We start from the raw sequence: 16309 nt of genomic DNA, 5'->3' as shown, positions 1-16309 counted from the left end.
CCGACCTCTGGCCACGAAGCCGCAACTGAAAATGAAATTCATTTTCATTTAGGTCCCCACCATGCTACGGCTCGACCCCGCAAGCTGTCAATGAAAATGAAATGCAATTTCATTTTCATTTCTCCTCGCGGGCGCCCGCTCCTTCCCCATCCCCTCCGCTAGAATCGTGTTCGCATGCCCGCGCTCGCCGCCCCACCTTCTCCTCCCCGCCCCGTTCGCCGCTTTTTCCGCGCCGCCGGTTATCTGCTCTTGGCGATGGTCGTGGTTGTGGGCGGGGCGGCCGCATGGTTCTGCTACGCCGCCATCTCTTCCCTGCCCCAACTCGAAGGCGCCATCCGCGTGCCCGGCCTCGGCGCGCCGGTTACCGTGCTGCGCGACGCGCAGGGTGTCCCCCACATCCGCGCCTCGAACCTTGAAGACCTGTTTTTCGCGCAGGGCTACGTCACGGCCCAGGACCGGCTCTGGCAATTGGACCTGGCTCGGCGCTTCGCTGCCGGCGAGCTGGCGGAGATACTGGGCGAGCGGGCGCTACCCCAGGACCGCGAGCAACGTATCCTCCAGATCCGCCATGCGGCCGCTCTGGCCGCGGCCCGCCTGGGCCCGGAAGAACGTGCTCACCTCGAAGCCTATGCCCGCGGCGTGAACGCGCTCATCGCATCACAGCAGGACCGGCTGCCCATCGAGTTCCGCTTGCTCGGCTATTGGCCGCGCCCCTGGACGGTGGAAGACTCCCTGCTCGTCGGCGCCAACATGGTCAAGCTGCTCAATCACTACCAGTTCGAAACCGAGCTGGCGCGGGAGAGGGTAGTCGCCCGTGCCGGCCCCCAACTGGCCGCCGACCTCTATCCCAGCTCCTCCTGGCGCGACCGTGTTCCCGGCGTCCTGCCCCCGACCACCGGGGTCGTCCCCAAGGACGTGCAGCAATACGAAGATGAAGAAGAAGCCGATCCCGATGACATGGAAGACGGTCGCCGCGTGACTCACGCTTGGCCCCTTGCCGAACCGGCGCCGCCACCCGGCTCCAACAACTGGGCCGTCTCCGGAGCCCATACCGTATCCGGCTTGCCTTTGCTCGCCAATGACATGCACCTGCCGCACCGTATCCCGGACATCTGGTATGAAGCGCACTTGCAAGCCGGCGACTTCGACGTAGCCGGCGTCACCTTGCCGGGGCTGCCTTATGTGATCGTGGGTCATAACGCCCGCATCGCCTGGGGCTTCACCAATCTCGGCCCCGACGTGGAAGACATCTTTATTGAGACCTTCAACGACCGCGGTGAATACCTGACGCCGGAAGGATGGAAGGCTCCCGAGCGCCGCCGCGAAGTCATCCACGTCAAGGGCAAGCCGGACGTCGTGCTCGACGTGCTGCTCACGCGGCACGGCCCGGTGGTCACGGAACTCGTGCCGGGTGAGACCCGCAAGCTGGCCCTGCAATGGTCGCTTTACGATCCTGAAACCTTCCGGTTGCCATTCTTTAGCGTTAACCGCGCGCGCAACTGGGAGGAATTCCGCAAAGCTTTTTCGCGCTTCGGCGCGCCGGCGCAGAACGTGGTCTATGCCGACGTGGACGGCCACATCGGCTACCAGGCGACCGGCCGCATTCCCATCCGGCGCTCGGGCGACGGCGCCGTGCCCGTCTCCGGTGCGACCCGCGACCACGACTGGATCGGCTACGTCCCCTACGAGGAGTTGCCGCGCGTCTTCGATCCTCCCACCGGCATTCTGGCCACGGCCAACGGGCGCGTGACCCCGGACCGATACCCGCACCTTCTGGCCCTGCAGTGGGCTTCGCCCTATCGCACCGAGCGCATCTATCGCGTCCTTGAATCCGGCCGCCGCTTCGCCGGTGCCGACATGCTGGCGCTGCAGACCGATGTGCTTTCGGAGTGGGATCTGTTCTGCGCCCAGCGATTCGCCGAAGCCGTGGCTCGCTCTCCCAAGCCGTCTGCCCGCACCCAACAGGCGGCGGAACTGCTGCGCGCCTGGGACGGCCGCGTCACGCGCGACAGTGCGGCCGCCACCCTGGTGGAACGCGCCCGCCGGCAATTGACGCGGCGGCTGTACGGTCCCAAGCTCGGTCCCGTGCAGGACGACTACCGCTGGTTCATGTCTGCGGTTGCTCTGGAGAACATCCTGCGCGAGCAGCCCGCCCGCTGGCTCCCGCCGAACTACCCCAACTATGACGCGCTGCTGGTGGCCGCGCTGGAAGCCGCACTGAGCGAACCGGAAGCGCCCCGCGACCCCGCCACCTGGCGCTGGGGATCGCAATCGAAGGTCGAAGTGAGCCATCCGCTCTTCGGCTTGCTGCCGATCCTGCGCCGCTGGACCGGGACCGGAGAGCACGAGCAATCGGGTAACGGATCGACGGTCAAGCAGGTCGGCCGCTCCTTTGGCCCTTCGCAACGCTTGACCGTCGACCTGTCCGACCTCGACGCCTCCACCCTCAACATCGTCGGCGGGCAGTCAGGACAGATTTTCAGCCGCTATTACCTGGATCAGTGGGAGGCCTGGCTGGAGGGCCGCACCTACACGCTTCCCTTCACTGCTTCCGCCGTAGAGGAAGCTGCGCGTCACCGGCTCGTCCTGGGGCCGGCGCCGTAGCTGCAGCCTAGTCGATGCTCTTGACGTCGGCGATGTGGCCTACGAAGTCGACCTGCCGGCTCTGCAAGGCGCTGGTGGACGTATCGTAGATGCGCAGTTCGCCGCCTTCCGCCACGTAGACCACGTCGCGGCCGGGAATGGCCGCCAGGCCGGTCACATCACCGTCTGCCACGCTCACCACGACCGAGTTGTTCGAAGTATTGACGATGGAAAGACATCCTTCGGAAAGGTTGCGGCAGGTGCGCGAAGCGATGAACAGCTTGTTGTTGGTTCCCATTTCCATGGCGTGGTGGAAGCCGTCGACGATGTCCACGCCGCCCGCGGGCGTTGCCAGAGTGAGGGCGGGCACATTCAGCGCCGTCAGCTTGCCGCACGCGGAAAACGTCGTGCCCGCATTGCAGAGGGCGCCCGGCTCCGTTCCCGCCACCCACAACTGACTTCCGCTCAGCAGCCCGATGGTCGCCGCCGGCACCGGAACCGGCGTGCCCAGGGTCAACGTACCCATGTCCAGGGCCACGATGCTGGCTTGCGTGCCGCCGCACTCCGGCCCGCAGTTCAGGACCCAGGCGGTGGCGTTGTCGTTGGAGAACACCGCCCAGGTCGGCCGGTCGAATCCCGCCACGGTCGTAATGGCGTTGCTGTTCGTGGCATCGATGACGGAGACCGTGTCCAGCCCGTCGCTGAACACCAGCACGCGGTTGCCGTTACCGCTCACCACGAGCCGTCGGGCGGCTGGAATCGTTACGGACGTGCTGGTGGCCGTGTTGTCCGCTGCGATGGTCAGAATCACGACCGCGGCCGCGTTCCGCACTGCCGCATACAACTTATTTCCGTCCGGCGAGAAGGCCATGCTTTCGCTGAAGGCCCCCAGACTCACGGTGCCCAGCCGGAATTCCTCGGCGTTGTTGATGATGCTCAGGGTATTGTCGAAGCTGTTGAAAATGGCCGAGAACCGCTTGTCCGGAGAGACAACGATCATGGACGGGTTCGTGCCCGCCGGGACCGTGAACGTCGAAACGGTGTCGTTGTCGCCGTTCATGATGTTGACGACGCTGGAAAATTGGTTGGCCACCAACGCCCGGTTGCTGAGTTGGCTGGTGGTCGGCTCCTGCGAAGGCGGAGTCCCCGCCCCACAGGCCGCGAACAGGATGCTCAGGAGCAAAACGGGGACAAAACTGACGGCACGCTTCAAAAGTCGGGCTCCGTGCGATGAAGGCCAGATGATTTGCGCTGTCAAAGCGGCGATTATAGCAGAGCAGCGCCCGAGGGCAGCCGTTGGCTGCGCCGCCTTTGTCGCAGCCAGCCACGTTCCGGTATTCTGCCCACCATGGCCGCGGCATTCCTGGAACGCCTGCAGAAAGGTCCCATCCTCGGCGACGGCGCCATGGGCACCCTCCTCTATGCCCGCGGTGTGTTCATCAACCGCTGTTACGACGAGCTGAATCTCTCCCAACCGGACCTGATCCGCGAGGTCCATCGCGACTACCTGGCCTCCGGCGCAGAGATCATCGAAACCAACACCTTCGGGGCGAACTCCTTTCGCCTGACGCGCTACGGGCTGGGCGACCGCGTGCGCGAAATCAATCTGGCGGGCGCGCGCCTGGCCCGCGAGATCGCCGACAGCGACGCGGCCCGCAAGGCCACGCGGCCCTTCGTCGCCGGCTCCGTCGGACCGCTGGGCGTGCGCATCGAGCCCCTGGGTCCCACCTCCTTCGACGAGGCCCGCGCCGCCTTTCGCGAGCAGATCGCGGCGCTGGTGGAAGGCGGCGTAGACCTGCTCATGCTCGAGACCTTCGGCTACCTGGAAGAACTGCATCAGGCCATTCGGGCCGCGCGCGACGTGGACGCTTCGGTTCCCGTGGTCGCGCAGGTCACCATCGACGAAGAGGGCAACTGCCTGGATGGCGCCAGCCCGGAGAGCTTCGCCGCCAAGCTCACCGAGTGGGGCGTGGACGTGGCGGGTTGCAATTGCAGCGTCGGCCCGGTCGCCATGCTGGGCGCGCTGGAGCGGGTGCGCCAGGTCACCAGCCTGCCGCTGGCCGCGCAACCCAACGCCGGCATGCCGCGTGCCGTCGAAGGCCGCAACATCTACCTGTGCTCGCCCGAGTACATGGCCAGCTACACCCGCAAGTTCCTGCGTGCCGGCGTGCAACTGGTGGGCGGATGCTGCGGGACCACGCCCGACCACATCCGCGCCATGCGCTCCGTGCTGCGCGCGGGCGAAGCCAAGGCGGCTTCGTTCCCGGTGGCGCGCGCCGCCCGCACGGAAGCCACCGTCGAAGCACCGCCGCTCGCCGAGCGTTCCAGCCTGGGTCGCAAGCTGGAAACCGGTGAATTCGTCACCTTCGTCGAAATCGTCCCGCCCAAGGGCTCTAATCCGGAAAAGGAGGTTGCCGGCGCGCGGCTCCTGAAGGCCGCGGGTGTGGACGCCATCAACATCCCCGACAGCCCGCGCGCTTCGGCTCGCATGAGCGCCCAGTCGCTGGCCATCCTGATCCAGCAGCAGGTCGGAATCGAAGCCGTGCTGCACTACACCTGCCGCGACCGCAACGTGCTCAGCATCCAGTCGGACCTGCTGGGCGCCTCGGCCATCGGCATCCGCAACCTGATCTGCATCACCGGCGACCCGCCCAAGCTGGGCAATTACCCGGATGCCACCGCGGTCTTTGACGTGGACGCCATTGGCCTGGTGAACATCGTGCACAATCTGAACTGCGGGTTGGATATCGGCGCCAACCCCGTGGGCAGCGCCACTTCGTTCGTAATCGGCTGCGGCGCCAATCCCGGCGCTCCCAACCTGGAAGAAGAGGTCCGCCGCTTCCAGTACAAGGTGGAAGCCGGAGCCCAGTTCTGCGTCACCCAACCGGTGTTCGACGTCACGCTGCTGGAAGAGTTCCTGCGACGCGTCGAGCACTGCCGCATCCCCATCATCGCCGGCATCTGGCCGCTGGTGAGCGTGCGCAACGCCGAGTTCATGAAGATCGAGCTGCGCATCACCGTGCCCGACGCCATCTTCGAGCGCATGGGGCGCGCGTCCAATGCCGAATCGGCTCGCGCCGAGGGCATCGAGATCGCGCGCGAGATGCTGCAGGCCGTGCGACCCATGGTGCAAGGTGCGCAAGTCAGCGCTCCGCTGGGACGCTACCACGCCGCCGTGGACGTGCTGGAAGTCCTGGGCCGGCCGCGGCCGGCCACCGTCTGAGACGATTCCCGTCTCACCGCCTGAGATTGGCGCTACAATGGGCGCATTCGGAGAGATTCCCTTGCCGAAATTCGAAGACAGCCTCGCGCGCCTGGAAAAGATCGTGGACGAACTCGAGAAGGGCGACGTCCCGCTCGAAAAAGCGCTGGCGCTCTTCGAAGAGGGCGTGACTCTTTCCGGGGCTTGCCGCAAGGAACTGGAAGCCGCCGAAGGCAGGATCGAGATCCTGCTGAAGCAGAACGGCAGGCTGCAGGCCGAGCCTTTTCTGGACGAATCCGAAAAGCCCGCGGGCAAGGGCTCGCGCAAATAGAGGGCCAGGTGAATGGCGCCGCCATCGTCGTGGCACAATGCGACCCCCGGGCCGCCGAGCAGATCGCAATCCGCCTCTACGCCTGCTTCGACGCCGTCGCGATTGCGCGCAACGCGGACGAATTGCGGCAACTGATCCTCAAGCGGCGCGCCGTGGCCGCCATCGTCGATCTGGAGATGCTCACCCTGGGCGAATTGGTCGCGTTGCGGCAGGAGTTTCCTTCGGTCGCCTTCGTTTGCACGCATCGCGTGGCGGATGAAGAGATGTGGACAGCAGCCCTCGATGCCGGCGCCTGCGATTGCTGCCTGACCCACGATCTCGACGGCATCGTGGCCGCCCTGCGGCAGGGCCCGCCGCAGGCGGCTCACTCGGCGGCCTGAGGACCGCCATCACCCGCAGCCAGCGTTCGCCCGGCTGCGAACTCCTCTTCGGCCTCTTTCTGCCTGCCTTGCGCCAGAAGCGCCTTGCCCAGGGCTTCATGCAGATCCTTGCCGCTGGGATAACGCTCCAAGGCCTGCCGCAGGGCAGCTTCAGCAGCACGCGGGCGATTCGCCGCCAGTCGCACCAGCCCCAGGATGTAGAACTGGGCCGCGTTTTGGGGAGCGAGCTCGATGGCGCGGCCGAGCAGGACTTCCGCTTCCGCATAGCGCCCCAACTCATACGCCAGCACGCCGGCGTTGTAATGGACCTCCCACCAGTTGGGCGCGAGATGAACCACGCGGCTGTACACCGCCAGGGCATCGGCTTTGCGATTCGCCGCCAGCAGCTCGCGCGCGAACAGGTTCAGCGCGGTGGCATTATTCGGAGCGACCTCACTGGCCCAGCCATACAGGACCAGAGGATTGCGCCAGAAACGGACATGGATGCTGGTGCTGGCCATCAGCGTGAGGACCACCACGGCAATCGCGATTCGGGCGGGCGGGGAGAACGCCTCCGGCTTCTCGCGGTGCCAACCGATCCGGCGCACGGCGAGCGCAACCAGCACCGAGAACCCCAGAACCGGCAGGTAGAGATACCGGTCGTGCGCCAGTTCCTTCCACTGAAAGACGCGAAGGTCGAGCGTGGGCAGCAGCGGGAGCAGCGTGAGGGCGGAGAAGAACGCGATGGCCGGCGACTTCTCCTTTCGTGCCCACAACCACAGTGCGGTGACCAGGATGCCCAGAAAGACGAGCGGCACTACAAATTCGGCTGCGCGTGCGCTCCGCACGTAGGGCGTGTCATAGAACAGGCTGACGCGGAAAGGGGCGGCCAACTGGCGCGCATAGAACCCGAGCAGCGACGGCGCGGTCAGCAGCACGGTGGAGAGCGGCAGTTCGGTCGGGCGCCCGCTGAGCGCTCCGAGCACCATCACCCGGACCAGCAAATAGGCGACGGTGATGACGAAGAATAACGCCACCGCCCGGGTAGCGGCACGCCGGCGTTCAGGCTCACGCTTTCTCTCGAACGCCAGAGAGTGGACCATGACTACGGCGGCGAAAACGATGGCCGTCTCCTTGCTGAGCAAGGCCGCAACCAGCAGCAGCGCGGCGCTGGCCAGCCATGACCCGCGGCGCGTTTCCACGTATTCCAGATAGGCCAGCAGCCCGCCCAGCAGGAACACCGACATCAGGGGATCGGCGATGCCCGAGATCCAGACCACACTCTCGATGCGGCTGGGATGGATCCCGAAAATCAGCGCCGCCAGCGCCGCAATCGAGCGCGCGCGGGTCAGTCGCAGCACCAGCGCATAGGCCAGTGCGACCGCCAGCAAATGGCATATCAGGTTGGCGGCGTGCCAGCCGGCGACATTCGTTCCCCACAGTTGGTAGTTCACTACCAGCCAGGTCTTGAACAGCGGCCGGTAAAAGCCTCCCTTTGCGCCCACCTCCGACCACAGGGATTTCACGAAGAAGCCCGGCAGGCTATTCCAGGTGCGGAGCTCCGGGTTTTCAAGAACCTGGGGGATGTCGTCATAGACGAAGGGATAGCGCAACGCCGGCAAGAACAAGATGGCCGTCGCCATAAGCACGACCAGAAGCGGCCAGTGGAAGCGTCTCACCGGCCATGGCATGGAAGCTTTCCCGTTTGCATTCGACGTTCGCACAGCTTCGCGTGCATCCACAGGCAGCTCCAAAAGGCCCTCGAAGGCAACTGTTATACTCGGCTTTTCAGTCATGTTGCCTGAAACTCTGGAACAGGGGCGGCAGCGCATCGATGCAGCCCTGGAGCGTCTGCTGCCGGCGGCGGAAACCCCTCCGGCTTCCATCCATCGCGCCATGCGGCACAGCGTGTTCGCCGGGGGCAAGCGGCTGCGCCCCATCCTGGCGATGGAGGCGGCGCAGCTCATCTGCGGTTCCCTGCCCGCAGGCATCGAAGACCTGGGCTCGGCGCTGGAGATGCTGCATACCTACTCGCTGGTGCACGACGATCTTCCGGCGCTGGACAACGACGACCTGCGGCGCGGGCGTCCGACGTGCCACAAGGCGTTCGGTGAAGCCACCGCCATCCTGGCCGGCGACGCCCTGCAGACCACCGCCTACCAGGTGCTGGCGCGCCTGGCGTGCCCGGCGGACCGGCGGGTGCGCATCATCGAAGAAATCGCGGTCGCCACCGGCACGGTGAACGGCATGATCGGCGGCCAGGTGATGGATCTCGAAGCCGAGCGCACGCGGCCCGACGCCCGGACGCTGGAGACCATTCACCGCTCGAAGACCGGCGCGCTCATCACCGCCAGCATCGTCACGGGCGGGCTTTTCGCCGGGGCCAGCGACGCCCAGGTGGCGCGCCTGCGCGAGTTCGGGCGTTCCATCGGCCTGGCCTTCCAGATCGCCGACGACGTGCTCGACGTCACGCAATCGTCCGAGCAACTGGGCAAGACCGCGGGCAAGGACACCGCCACCGAGAAGGCCACCTATCCCGGCCTGTACGGCGTGGAGCTGTCGGTCGAGATGGCCCGGCGCCTGGTGGACGAGGCCTGCGGGGCGCTGGACTCCTTCGGCGACCGCGCCGCCACCCTGAAAGCGCTGGCCCGGTTCCTGGTGGAACGCAAGAAATAGGTGGCGTCCCACCCCCACCCTCCCCCCCCTCCCCTATTTTTTGCAAGTTCGTCCAAGCAAAAGGGTTAGCGGAAGTGGGTCGGGCAAAATCTTGATTTCAAAGAGCTTAAAGGCAAATTCGTCCAAACAAAGGAGTTATTTCCGGTTGGCAATCAAGCCGATTTAAGTATAACATGGCATAGCAGATTGTCAAGGGGAAAATAGAGCGATAAGCGATAGGCAATTAGCGATAAGCAATCAGCAGTCAGCACTCGGCAAGCGCACCAGCGAGCAGCGGCCGGGAGCCGGTCGCAGGCGATAGCCACCCCACGCCTGGCGGAAAGGCCTGCCGCAGACATGGGCACCGTCCAGTCATCCGCCAGAGTGTTAGGCGGACTGGCGGCTGGCGGTCCGAAGGTCTTCGGCGACCGAGCGACACTCCTGTCGCAGCAGCTCGAACAGTTGCCGCATGTGCTCGGGGCGGGTGCGGAAGTTCACCGGGTTGATGCGGAACCACGGTCTTCCCTTCATCTCGGTGGTCGAGATCCAGAACTTTCCGCCGCGCTCGATGCGGCTGGCGACCTGGGCGTGGAGCTGCTTCGCTTCCGAGTCCGGGACGTTCTTGTAGCGCAGGCAAATGGCCGACATGATGGGCCGGTTGGCAGGCTCGAACTCGGGATCGCGCTCGACCAGCCGGTAGAGTTCCTGGGCGCGGTTCACATTGGCGTCGATCCAGTTGCCGATCTCGCGCGCGCCGTAGCGCTTGAAGCTCATCCACACCTTCAGGCTGCGGAAGCGGCGCGACTGCTCGAAGCCGTGCACGTAGTACTGATAGCGCTCGTTGGCGCGGTCGAACTCGTCGGTGAGGTAGGCGGGCTTCATGCCGAACGAGGCGGTGAGGCGGCGCTCATCCTTCACCAGCACCGCGCCGGCATCGAGCGGGGCATAAAACCACTTGTGTGGATCCATGGTGACCGAATCCGCCAGTTCGAGCCCGCGGTCGCGCATGGGCCACTGATGCGACAGCAGCATGCCGCCGCCGTAGGCGGCATCGGCGTGCAGCCACATGCCTTCGCGGTCGGCGATGCGGCGCAGCTCGGTGAGCGAATCGACGGCGCCGGTGTTGGTGGTGCCGAAGATGCCGACGATGCACATAGGGCGCACGCCCTGGCGCTTGTCTTCGGCGATGGCGGCTTCCAGCGCGTCGAGGCGCAGCCGGAACTCATCGTCGGTGGGCAGCGCACGCAGGGCTCTTCGACCCAGGCCGATGGCGTCCACGGCCTTATCCACGGAAACGTGCCGCTCCTCGGAGGTGTACACCGCCCAGCGGCCGTCGACGCCCTCCTGCTGCGCGCGGTCGCCCGAGACGAAGTCGCGGGCCAGCTTCAAGCCGATGAAGTTGGCCAGGGTGCCGCCGCTGGTCAGATTGCCTCCCGCATGTTCGCCGTAGCCGACAAGGTCGGTAAGCCAATGCACCGTGCGGCGTTCCATGGCAACTCCCGAAGGCCCGATGCTGTACGCCCCGATGTTCTGATTAAGCGCCGAGCAGATGAAGTCGCCCAGGATGCCCATCAGGTTGGGAGAGGGCGTGATGAGGCCGAGGTAGCCGGGGTGGCCGACGTGGGTGCAATAGGGGAGCACTTTCTCCTCCACCTGTCGCAGGACCTCGCGCGAAGGCGTGGGATCCTCGGGCAGAGGCTCGGCGAAAAGCGCGTTCACAGCGGACGGCTCGACATCCGGGAACAGCGGCCGGTCCTCGATGTGCTCGAAGTACTCGGAGAGCCGGTCCACGACTTCGTGCCCCAACTGGCGGAATTCGTTGGCATCCATGGCGTTTCCTCGCAGTCTGAGATTCTAACGGCAGCCCGGGGGATTCTTCTTGTCTGGTAGAATTTCGCGCGATGGCGGAAGCCGCGCTCGACATCCTGGCCATCGCCGCGCACCGCGACGACGTGGAGCAGACCTGCGGCGGCACGCTGCTGAAGATGGCCCAGCGCGGTCGCCGCACCGGCATCCTCGACCTGACCCAGGGCGAGCTGGGCACGCGCGGCACCGCCGAAGATCGCGCCGCGGAAGCCGCCGAAGCCGCCCGCATCCTGAAAGTGGCGTGGCGGCGTGCGCTCGACATCCCCGACGGCCGGGTCGAGAACACATGGGAGAACCGGCTGAAGGTCGCCTACGTGCTGCGCGAGATGCGCCCGCGCGTGGTCATCCTTCCCTACTGGTATGGCCGCCATCCCGATCACTACAACGCGGCCACGCTCGGCTACGAGGCCTGCTTCCTGGCGGGTCTGGAGAAGCTCGACGTCGGCTCCCTCCCCCGGCACCGTCCCTACAAGATCATCTACGCCACGCTCTACCACGAGGTGCGGCCGACCTTCGTGGTGGATATCACCGAGCAGTTCGAGACGCGCCTGGAGTCCATCCTGGCGTACAAGTCGCAGTTCAGCGACCAGCACGCGGGCAAAGACATCTTCCCCGCCGCCGCCGAGATCCGCGAGATGGTCACCAGCATGGCGCGCTTCTACGGTATGCTCGCGGGCGTGAAATACGCCGAGCCCTTCCTGCAGAAGGAAGTAGGATTGGTGGATGATTTGTTGGCACTGCCGGTGAAGTCGATTTAGCCACGCGTGGCTCCCGACCTACGGGACCTTGATTGCTTCCGCCGTCTGCAACCGCGAGCGGTGAATCAGATTCTTCGGCTCGATCTCAGCCACGGCGTCGGCGTGCACGATGTAGGCGCCGCGGGGGAGGGTCGAGCCGAACTCGATGGCTAGGTTCTCCGTCTGCTGCTTCAGCTTGAAGTGCTGGTAGCCGAGCGCGAAGGCCTTGCCGACCTCGTTGACCGCCACCACGATCACCGTGAGGTCGAAGTCGTCATCGGTGGCGTTCGAGACCTCGACAGTCCCGGAAATCTCGTCTCCTCTCAATCGCGGCGGCTGCTTCCAGCCTATTTTCAGCGGAGCGACCACACGCAACACGAACCAGCGCGCGAGCGTGTTGGGCCGGGGGGAAGAGTCGGTCACCGAAATCCGAAAACGGAATTCACCCACGGCGGCCGGTGTTCCGGAAAGAATGCCTGATGACGACAGCCCAACGCCTGGCGGCAGCGTGCCCTCCTCGAGCTTCCAAGTGCGGGGCTCTGTGCCGCCTTGCGCCTTCAATTCAAAGACGTAGGTGGCAGTCACGGCTCCGCGGGGGAGCGTCTCGGTGAGGATGGTGAGCGGGGGCGGTTGCGGAGCGGGCGTCTGCTGGGCCGAGGCGATCGCGGGCAGCAGGAGCAGGCTCAAGCACAGCCAAAACGGCTTGTGGCACGAACGCAAGATCATTTGTGTGGCAGCCATGTGCCGCCCGCTCCGCGGGCTGGCTGCGATAATCCAACGTTGCCCAGCCCTTACGGGCTGGGCTAGTCTCTACCGCACGCTTCGCGCGCTGTGCCGCGGTGTTAAGCTACCGCGTTTGTCACCCGGAAGTCATGATGCCGACGCCTGCGGCGCGCTCGCCGCCCTGGGCTACTCTCTTCCGCGCCTCCGGCGCTCGCTCGGAGCTTGCCTTCCGGTAGCATCCGCGAGGGAAAAGCAAACCCAAGGTCCCTCGACTCGGGTTTCCCGCGCACGATCACCCTCACCGCGCGCAGCGCTGTGAGGGTGCGGCGTAAGCAGCGCGGGATCCCTCCCTCGCTCGGGATGACAGCTTTGAGAGGGAACCATGAAGGGAGATGCTCTGTGTCTCTGTGGCTAAGTCTTCACAGCCACCGACACGCCATCCCGTATCGGCAAGATGGTGGTGAACAGTTCCGGCGCGCCATAGAGCAGGCGGTTGAACTCGACGATGGCCCGCGTCTCGGCTTCCTTGTCCGAGGGTGGTTGGCCTGTAACCGCTGAGGCCACCCGGCCGCTCCACAGCACATTGTCAGTCACGAACAGGCCGCCCTTCTTCAGCCGCGGCACTGCCAGGCGGAAGACGCGCGGGTAGTCGACTTTATCCACGTCGTTGAAGATCACATCGAAGGATTCCGGCTTGTGCTCGGAGAGCAGTTCCAGGGCATCGCCGACGCGGACCTCGACCTGCCCGGCGACGCCGGCGCGCTCGAAGTAGCGGCGCGCCTGCTCGGCGTTCCTGGGGTCGCCGTCGGTATAAGTCACGCGGCCGCCCTCGCCTACGCCGCGCGCCCACCAGATGGTCGAATAACCGATGGCCGAGCCCATCTCGAACACGGTCTTCGCGCCGGAGATGCGCGCCAGTTGGTAGAACAGGCGGCCGACCGCCGGGCCGACGATAGGAATATTGCGGCGCGCGGCCTGGGCTTCCATCTCAGCGAGCACTTCGTCGCGCTGCGGGAGCAGGGAGTAAAGATAGTCTTCGACCTCGGGCTGGGTGATGCCGCCCATGCGCCAGTAGGCGCGTGCCGGTTCAGATGTCATTGCCGTGATCCTCAGCGGCCGGGGCCGCATGATTGTTTGACGAAAAGCAACCCCAAAGTCCCTCGACTCGGGTCTCCCGCGCACGACCGTCCTCGCCGCGCTTCGCGTGGCGCGGACGTGGCGTGAGCGCGCGGGTCCCTCCCTCGCTCGGGATGACAGCAGAAACCAGGGGTCGAGGCATGTTGCAGCGACGTCATGACAGCGTCTGTCCCGGGTGCATCTCGATGACTTCGATGCCCAGGTCGGCGACCAGCTTCTTGAGGTCGCGCGGCTTGCCGGTGAGCACCGGAAAAGTGTCGAAGTGCATGGGGATGATGACCTGCGGGCGCAGCAGTTTGGCGGCATAGGCTGCCTCGCGTGGGGACATAGTGAACAGGTCGCCGATAGGCAGCATGGCGATCTCCGGCCCGTAGAGTTCATGGATGATGTGCATGTCGCCGAAGACGTTGGTATCGCCGGCATGATAGAGCTTCAGGCCGTTCGAAAAGGTGAGCACGTAGCCGCAGGCCTCACCGCCGTAGATGACCTTGCCGTCGTCCTCGATGCCGCAGGAGTGGTCGGCGTGCACCATGGTGACGCGCACGTCCGCCACCGTCTGCGAGCCGCCCTTGTTCATGGGCGAGATCTGCTTGACGCCTTTCGACTGCATCCAGAGACAGAGCTCATAGACGCCCACCACCACCGGGTCCGAGCGTTTGGCGATCTCCACCGCATCGCCGATGTGGTCGCCGTGGCCGTGCGTGCACAAGAGCGCGTCCACCTTGCCGACGTCCTGCTGCTCGACCGGGCAGGCGGGATTGCCCATCACCCAGGGATCGATGAGCAGGACTCTTCCCTCCGGCGTCTGGACGCGGAAGGTGGAGTGGCCCAGCCAGGTGAGCTTGACGCCGCGCAGATTCATTGCCTTCATACCTCGGGGGCTAAAGCCCGGGTTCTTGCGATGGTCCGCGGCACGGCTGAAGCCGTGCCCTGATTACGAATCCTTCACCCGCTCCGGCGAGCAACGACTAGCCGCTGGCGGTCCAGGCGCGCCATCCGCCGATGAGCGAGATGACGTTGCGGTAGCCCATCTTCTGCAGGTTGAGCGCGGCCAGAGCGGAGCGGTTGCCGCCGGCGCAGTAGAGCACGATCTTGCGGTCGCGGTCCAGGGTGACCTGGTCGATGTCGCGCTCCACGATGCCGCGCGGCAAGGCCACCGCTCCCGGGATCATGCCCTTGGCCTGTTCCTCGCGCTCGCGCACGTCGATGAGCGTGAAGTCCTCCTTGGCCGCGAGCATGCGGCGCAGCTCGGCGGAGTCGATCTCGCGGATCTCCTTCTTGGCTTCGTCGCACAAAGCACGAAATTCCGGCAGCATCATTCCCTCCCGCGCGAACATTCTAGTCGCTGGCTTTCGCGGGCGGCAAACCGTTGCGGGCAGCGCAAGACCGGTGCGATGATTGCGCACCATGGAGCCGCAGTTGCAGGTGCTGTTCACGCGCCAGCAGATTGCCGGCCGCGTGGCCGAACTCGGCGCCGAGATCACGCGCGACCTGGCGGGCGAGCCCGTGGTGCTGGTGGGCGTGCTCAAGGGCGCCTGCGTCTTCCTGGCCGACCTGGCGCGGGCGCTGCCGGTCCACGCCACGTTCGACTTTCTGGCCGCCGCCGCCTACGGCGATTCCACGGACCACAGCGGCGAAGTCCGCCTGCTCAAGGACGTGGACCAGTCGCTGGAAGGCAAGAACGTGCTGCTGGTCGACGACATCCTCGACACCGGCCTGACGCTGCACTACCTGCGAGCCCTGCTGGCCGCGCACCAGCCGCGCTCGCTGCGGGTGGTGACGCTGCTGGACAAGCCGGCCCGCCGCCGCCGTCCTTTTACGGCTGATTACGTGGGCTTCACCATCGCCGACAACTTCGTGGTGGGATACGGCATGGACCTCGGCGGCCGCTATCGCAATCTGCCCGACATCTGCATCCTGAGCGGCGTGTAGAATGAGCGCCATGTGGGGCGCTGCCGCGGCCCAAACCAACCCGCTTCCCTTCAAGGATGCGCGCGAGCTGGCGCGCTTGTTCGACCACACGCTCGTGCTGCGCGCCGAAGCCACGCGCGAGCAGATCGTGCAGTTATGCGAGGAAGCGGCCGAGCACGGCTTCGCAAGCGTTTTCGTGCCGCCGGCATACGTGGCAGAGGCGGTCTCCATTCTGCATGCGACGCCGGTTCGCGTGGGCACGACCGTCGGCTTCCCCTTCGGCTATGAGGCGACCACCGTCAAGCGCTTCCAGGCTGCGGAAGCCCTGCGTCTCGGCGCCGACGAACTGGACATGGTGATGAACATCGGCGCGCTCAAGAGCGGAGACCTGGCACTGGTGGAGCGCGACATTCGGTCCGTGGTCGATCTTGGCCACAGCGCGGACGCGCTGGTGAAAGTGATCCTCGAGACCAACCTGCTGACCGAGGAAGAAAAGATTGCTGCGGCCCAGCGCGCCGTCGCCGCGGGGGCCGACTTCGTCAAGACCTGCACCGGGCTCTCCGGCGGAGCGACCGCGGAGGACGTCGCGCTGCTGCGCCGCGTGGTGGGCCGGCGCGCGGGCGTGAAGGCTTCGGGTGGCATCCGCACGGTGGCCGACGTGGCCCGCATGGTGGAGGCGGGCGCGGACCGCATCGGTACCAGCTCCGCGGTGGCCATCCTGCGCGAATTTCTTTGCGGCAACGCCTCCTCCTGAACGAAAAGTCGTCCTCCCGCACTGCCGGAGCCTTCCCCAGGCGCCGCGCAT

The 16309-nt window shown here is 65.7% G+C and carries 15 protein-coding genes; 8 read left to right on the top strand and 7 right to left on the bottom strand.

Annotation, left to right across the window (positions count from 1 at the left end; translation table 11 throughout):
• The first annotated feature begins 174 nt into the window (after window positions 1–174).
• Window positions 175–2604 carry a penicillin acylase family protein gene (locus VNK82_05710; GenBank protein HXE90445.1) on the top strand — a complete coding sequence of 810 codons (2430 nt, stop codon included), beginning with the start codon at window positions 175–177 and terminating at the stop codon, window positions 2602–2604.
• A gap of 7 nt (window positions 2605–2611) precedes the next feature.
• On the opposite strand, the gene VNK82_05705 is transcribed toward VNK82_05710, so the two are convergent.
• Window positions 2612–3796: a YncE family protein gene (locus VNK82_05705; GenBank protein HXE90444.1), complete on the bottom strand. Its 1185-nt coding sequence runs from the start codon at window positions 3794–3796 to the stop codon at window positions 2612–2614.
• 135 nt (window positions 3797–3931) lie between these two features.
• On the opposite strand from VNK82_05705, the gene VNK82_05700 reads away from it, so the two are divergent.
• From VNK82_05700 to VNK82_05690, 3 genes are all read left to right on the top strand, one after another.
• The gene (locus VNK82_05700) at window positions 3932–5806 is read left to right on the top strand and encodes a bifunctional homocysteine S-methyltransferase/methylenetetrahydrofolate reductase (GenBank protein HXE90443.1); all 1875 of its coding nucleotides are present in this window, start codon (window positions 3932–3934) and stop codon (window positions 5804–5806) included.
• Between the two features lie 61 nt (window positions 5807–5867).
• The gene (gene xseB, locus VNK82_05695) at window positions 5868–6116 is read left to right on the top strand and encodes an exodeoxyribonuclease VII small subunit (protein HXE90442.1); all 249 of its coding nucleotides are present in this window, start codon (window positions 5868–5870) and stop codon (window positions 6114–6116) included.
• Window positions 6117–6124: 8 nt separating this feature from the next.
• A complete protein-coding gene (locus VNK82_05690; protein HXE90441.1) occupies window positions 6125–6496 on the top strand; it encodes a hypothetical protein in 372 nt (123 codons plus the stop codon).
• Here the strand turns inward: VNK82_05690 and VNK82_05685 are convergent.
• Entirely contained in the window at window positions 6481–8118 is a 1638-nt protein-coding gene (locus VNK82_05685; GenBank protein ID HXE90440.1) for a tetratricopeptide repeat protein, read from the bottom strand. The genes VNK82_05690 and VNK82_05685 overlap by 16 nt on opposite strands.
• Before the next feature lie 151 nt (window positions 8119–8269).
• Here VNK82_05685 and VNK82_05680 point away from each other — a divergent pair, with 151 nt between their 5' ends.
• Window positions 8270–9151 (top strand): farnesyl diphosphate synthase, encoded by an 882-nt coding sequence (locus VNK82_05680; GenBank protein ID HXE90439.1) that lies wholly within the window; start codon window positions 8270–8272, stop codon window positions 9149–9151.
• A 366-nt stretch (window positions 9152–9517) separates the two neighbouring features.
• On the opposite strand, the gene VNK82_05675 is transcribed toward VNK82_05680, so the two are convergent.
• On the bottom strand, window positions 9518–10960 hold the full coding sequence (locus VNK82_05675; protein ID HXE90438.1) for a pyridoxal-dependent decarboxylase: 1443 nt from the start codon (window positions 10958–10960) through the stop codon (window positions 9518–9520).
• A gap of 71 nt (window positions 10961–11031) precedes the next feature.
• On the opposite strand from VNK82_05675, the gene bshB1 reads away from it, so the two are divergent.
• Entirely contained in the window at window positions 11032–11754 is a 723-nt protein-coding gene (gene bshB1, locus VNK82_05670) for a bacillithiol biosynthesis deacetylase BshB1 (GenBank protein ID HXE90437.1), read from the top strand.
• An 18-nt stretch (window positions 11755–11772) separates the two neighbouring features.
• Here the strand turns inward: bshB1 and VNK82_05665 are convergent, their stop codons facing one another.
• The 4 genes from VNK82_05665 to VNK82_05650 all read right to left on the bottom strand — a co-directional run bounded on the left by VNK82_05665 (window position 11773) and on the right by VNK82_05650 (window position 14912).
• The gene (locus tag VNK82_05665; GenBank protein HXE90436.1) at window positions 11773–12474 is read right to left on the bottom strand and encodes an Ig domain-containing protein; all 702 of its coding nucleotides are present in this window, start codon (window positions 12472–12474) and stop codon (window positions 11773–11775) included.
• Window positions 12475–12867: 393 nt separating this feature from the next.
• On the bottom strand, window positions 12868–13554 hold the full coding sequence (locus tag VNK82_05660) for an O-methyltransferase (protein HXE90435.1): 687 nt from the start codon (window positions 13552–13554) through the stop codon (window positions 12868–12870).
• 193 nt (window positions 13555–13747) lie between these two features.
• Window positions 13748–14455: a metal-dependent hydrolase gene (locus tag VNK82_05655; GenBank protein ID HXE90434.1), complete on the bottom strand. Its 708-nt coding sequence runs from the start codon at window positions 14453–14455 to the stop codon at window positions 13748–13750.
• Window positions 14456–14561: 106 nt separating this feature from the next.
• On the bottom strand, window positions 14562–14912 hold the full coding sequence (locus tag VNK82_05650) for a rhodanese-like domain-containing protein (protein HXE90433.1): 351 nt from the start codon (window positions 14910–14912) through the stop codon (window positions 14562–14564).
• Between the two features lie 88 nt (window positions 14913–15000).
• Here VNK82_05650 and hpt point away from each other — a divergent pair, with 88 nt between their 5' ends.
• Window positions 15001–15525, top strand: coding sequence for a hypoxanthine phosphoribosyltransferase (gene hpt / locus VNK82_05645; protein HXE90432.1), 525 nt, complete (start codon window positions 15001–15003; stop codon window positions 15523–15525).
• Between the two features lies 1 nt (window position 15526).
• A complete protein-coding gene (gene deoC / locus VNK82_05640) occupies window positions 15527–16258 on the top strand; it encodes a deoxyribose-phosphate aldolase (protein HXE90431.1) in 732 nt (243 codons plus the stop codon).
• Window positions 16259–16309 lie beyond the last annotated feature (51 nt).

The sequence above is a fragment of the Terriglobales bacterium genome (genome assembly GCA_035573675.1).
Taxonomy (GTDB): Bacteria; Acidobacteriota; Terriglobia; order Terriglobales; family Acidobacteriaceae; genus DATMAB01.
Note: the sequence above shows the minus strand (reverse complement) of the source record. Positions and strands in the feature narration are given on the sequence as shown.

Coding starts and splice junctions, on each gene's coding strand:
- VNK82_05660 (HXE90435.1), bottom strand. CDS start 13,554: ATGACATCTGAACCGGCACGCGCCTACTGGCGCATGGGCGGCATCACC.
- VNK82_05700 (HXE90443.1), top strand. CDS start 3,932: ATGGCCGCGGCATTCCTGGAACGCCTGCAGAAAGGTCCCATCCTCGGC.
- VNK82_05685 (HXE90440.1), bottom strand. CDS start 8,118: ATGGCGACGGCCATCTTGTTCTTGCCGGCGTTGCGCTATCCCTTCGTC.
- deoC (HXE90431.1), top strand. CDS start 15,527: ATGAGCGCCATGTGGGGCGCTGCCGCGGCCCAAACCAACCCGCTTCCC.
- VNK82_05650 (HXE90433.1), bottom strand. CDS start 14,912: ATGATGCTGCCGGAATTTCGTGCTTTGTGCGACGAAGCCAAGAAGGAG.
- hpt (HXE90432.1), top strand. CDS start 15,001: ATGGAGCCGCAGTTGCAGGTGCTGTTCACGCGCCAGCAGATTGCCGGC.
- VNK82_05680 (HXE90439.1), top strand. CDS start 8,270: ATGTTGCCTGAAACTCTGGAACAGGGGCGGCAGCGCATCGATGCAGCC.
- VNK82_05710 (HXE90445.1), top strand. CDS start 175: ATGCCCGCGCTCGCCGCCCCACCTTCTCCTCCCCGCCCCGTTCGCCGC.
- VNK82_05655 (HXE90434.1), bottom strand. CDS start 14,455: ATGAATCTGCGCGGCGTCAAGCTCACCTGGCTGGGCCACTCCACCTTC.
- bshB1 (HXE90437.1), top strand. CDS start 11,032: ATGGCGGAAGCCGCGCTCGACATCCTGGCCATCGCCGCGCACCGCGAC.
- VNK82_05675 (HXE90438.1), bottom strand. CDS start 10,960: ATGGATGCCAACGAATTCCGCCAGTTGGGGCACGAAGTCGTGGACCGG.
- VNK82_05665 (HXE90436.1), bottom strand. CDS start 12,474: ATGGCTGCCACACAAATGATCTTGCGTTCGTGCCACAAGCCGTTTTGG.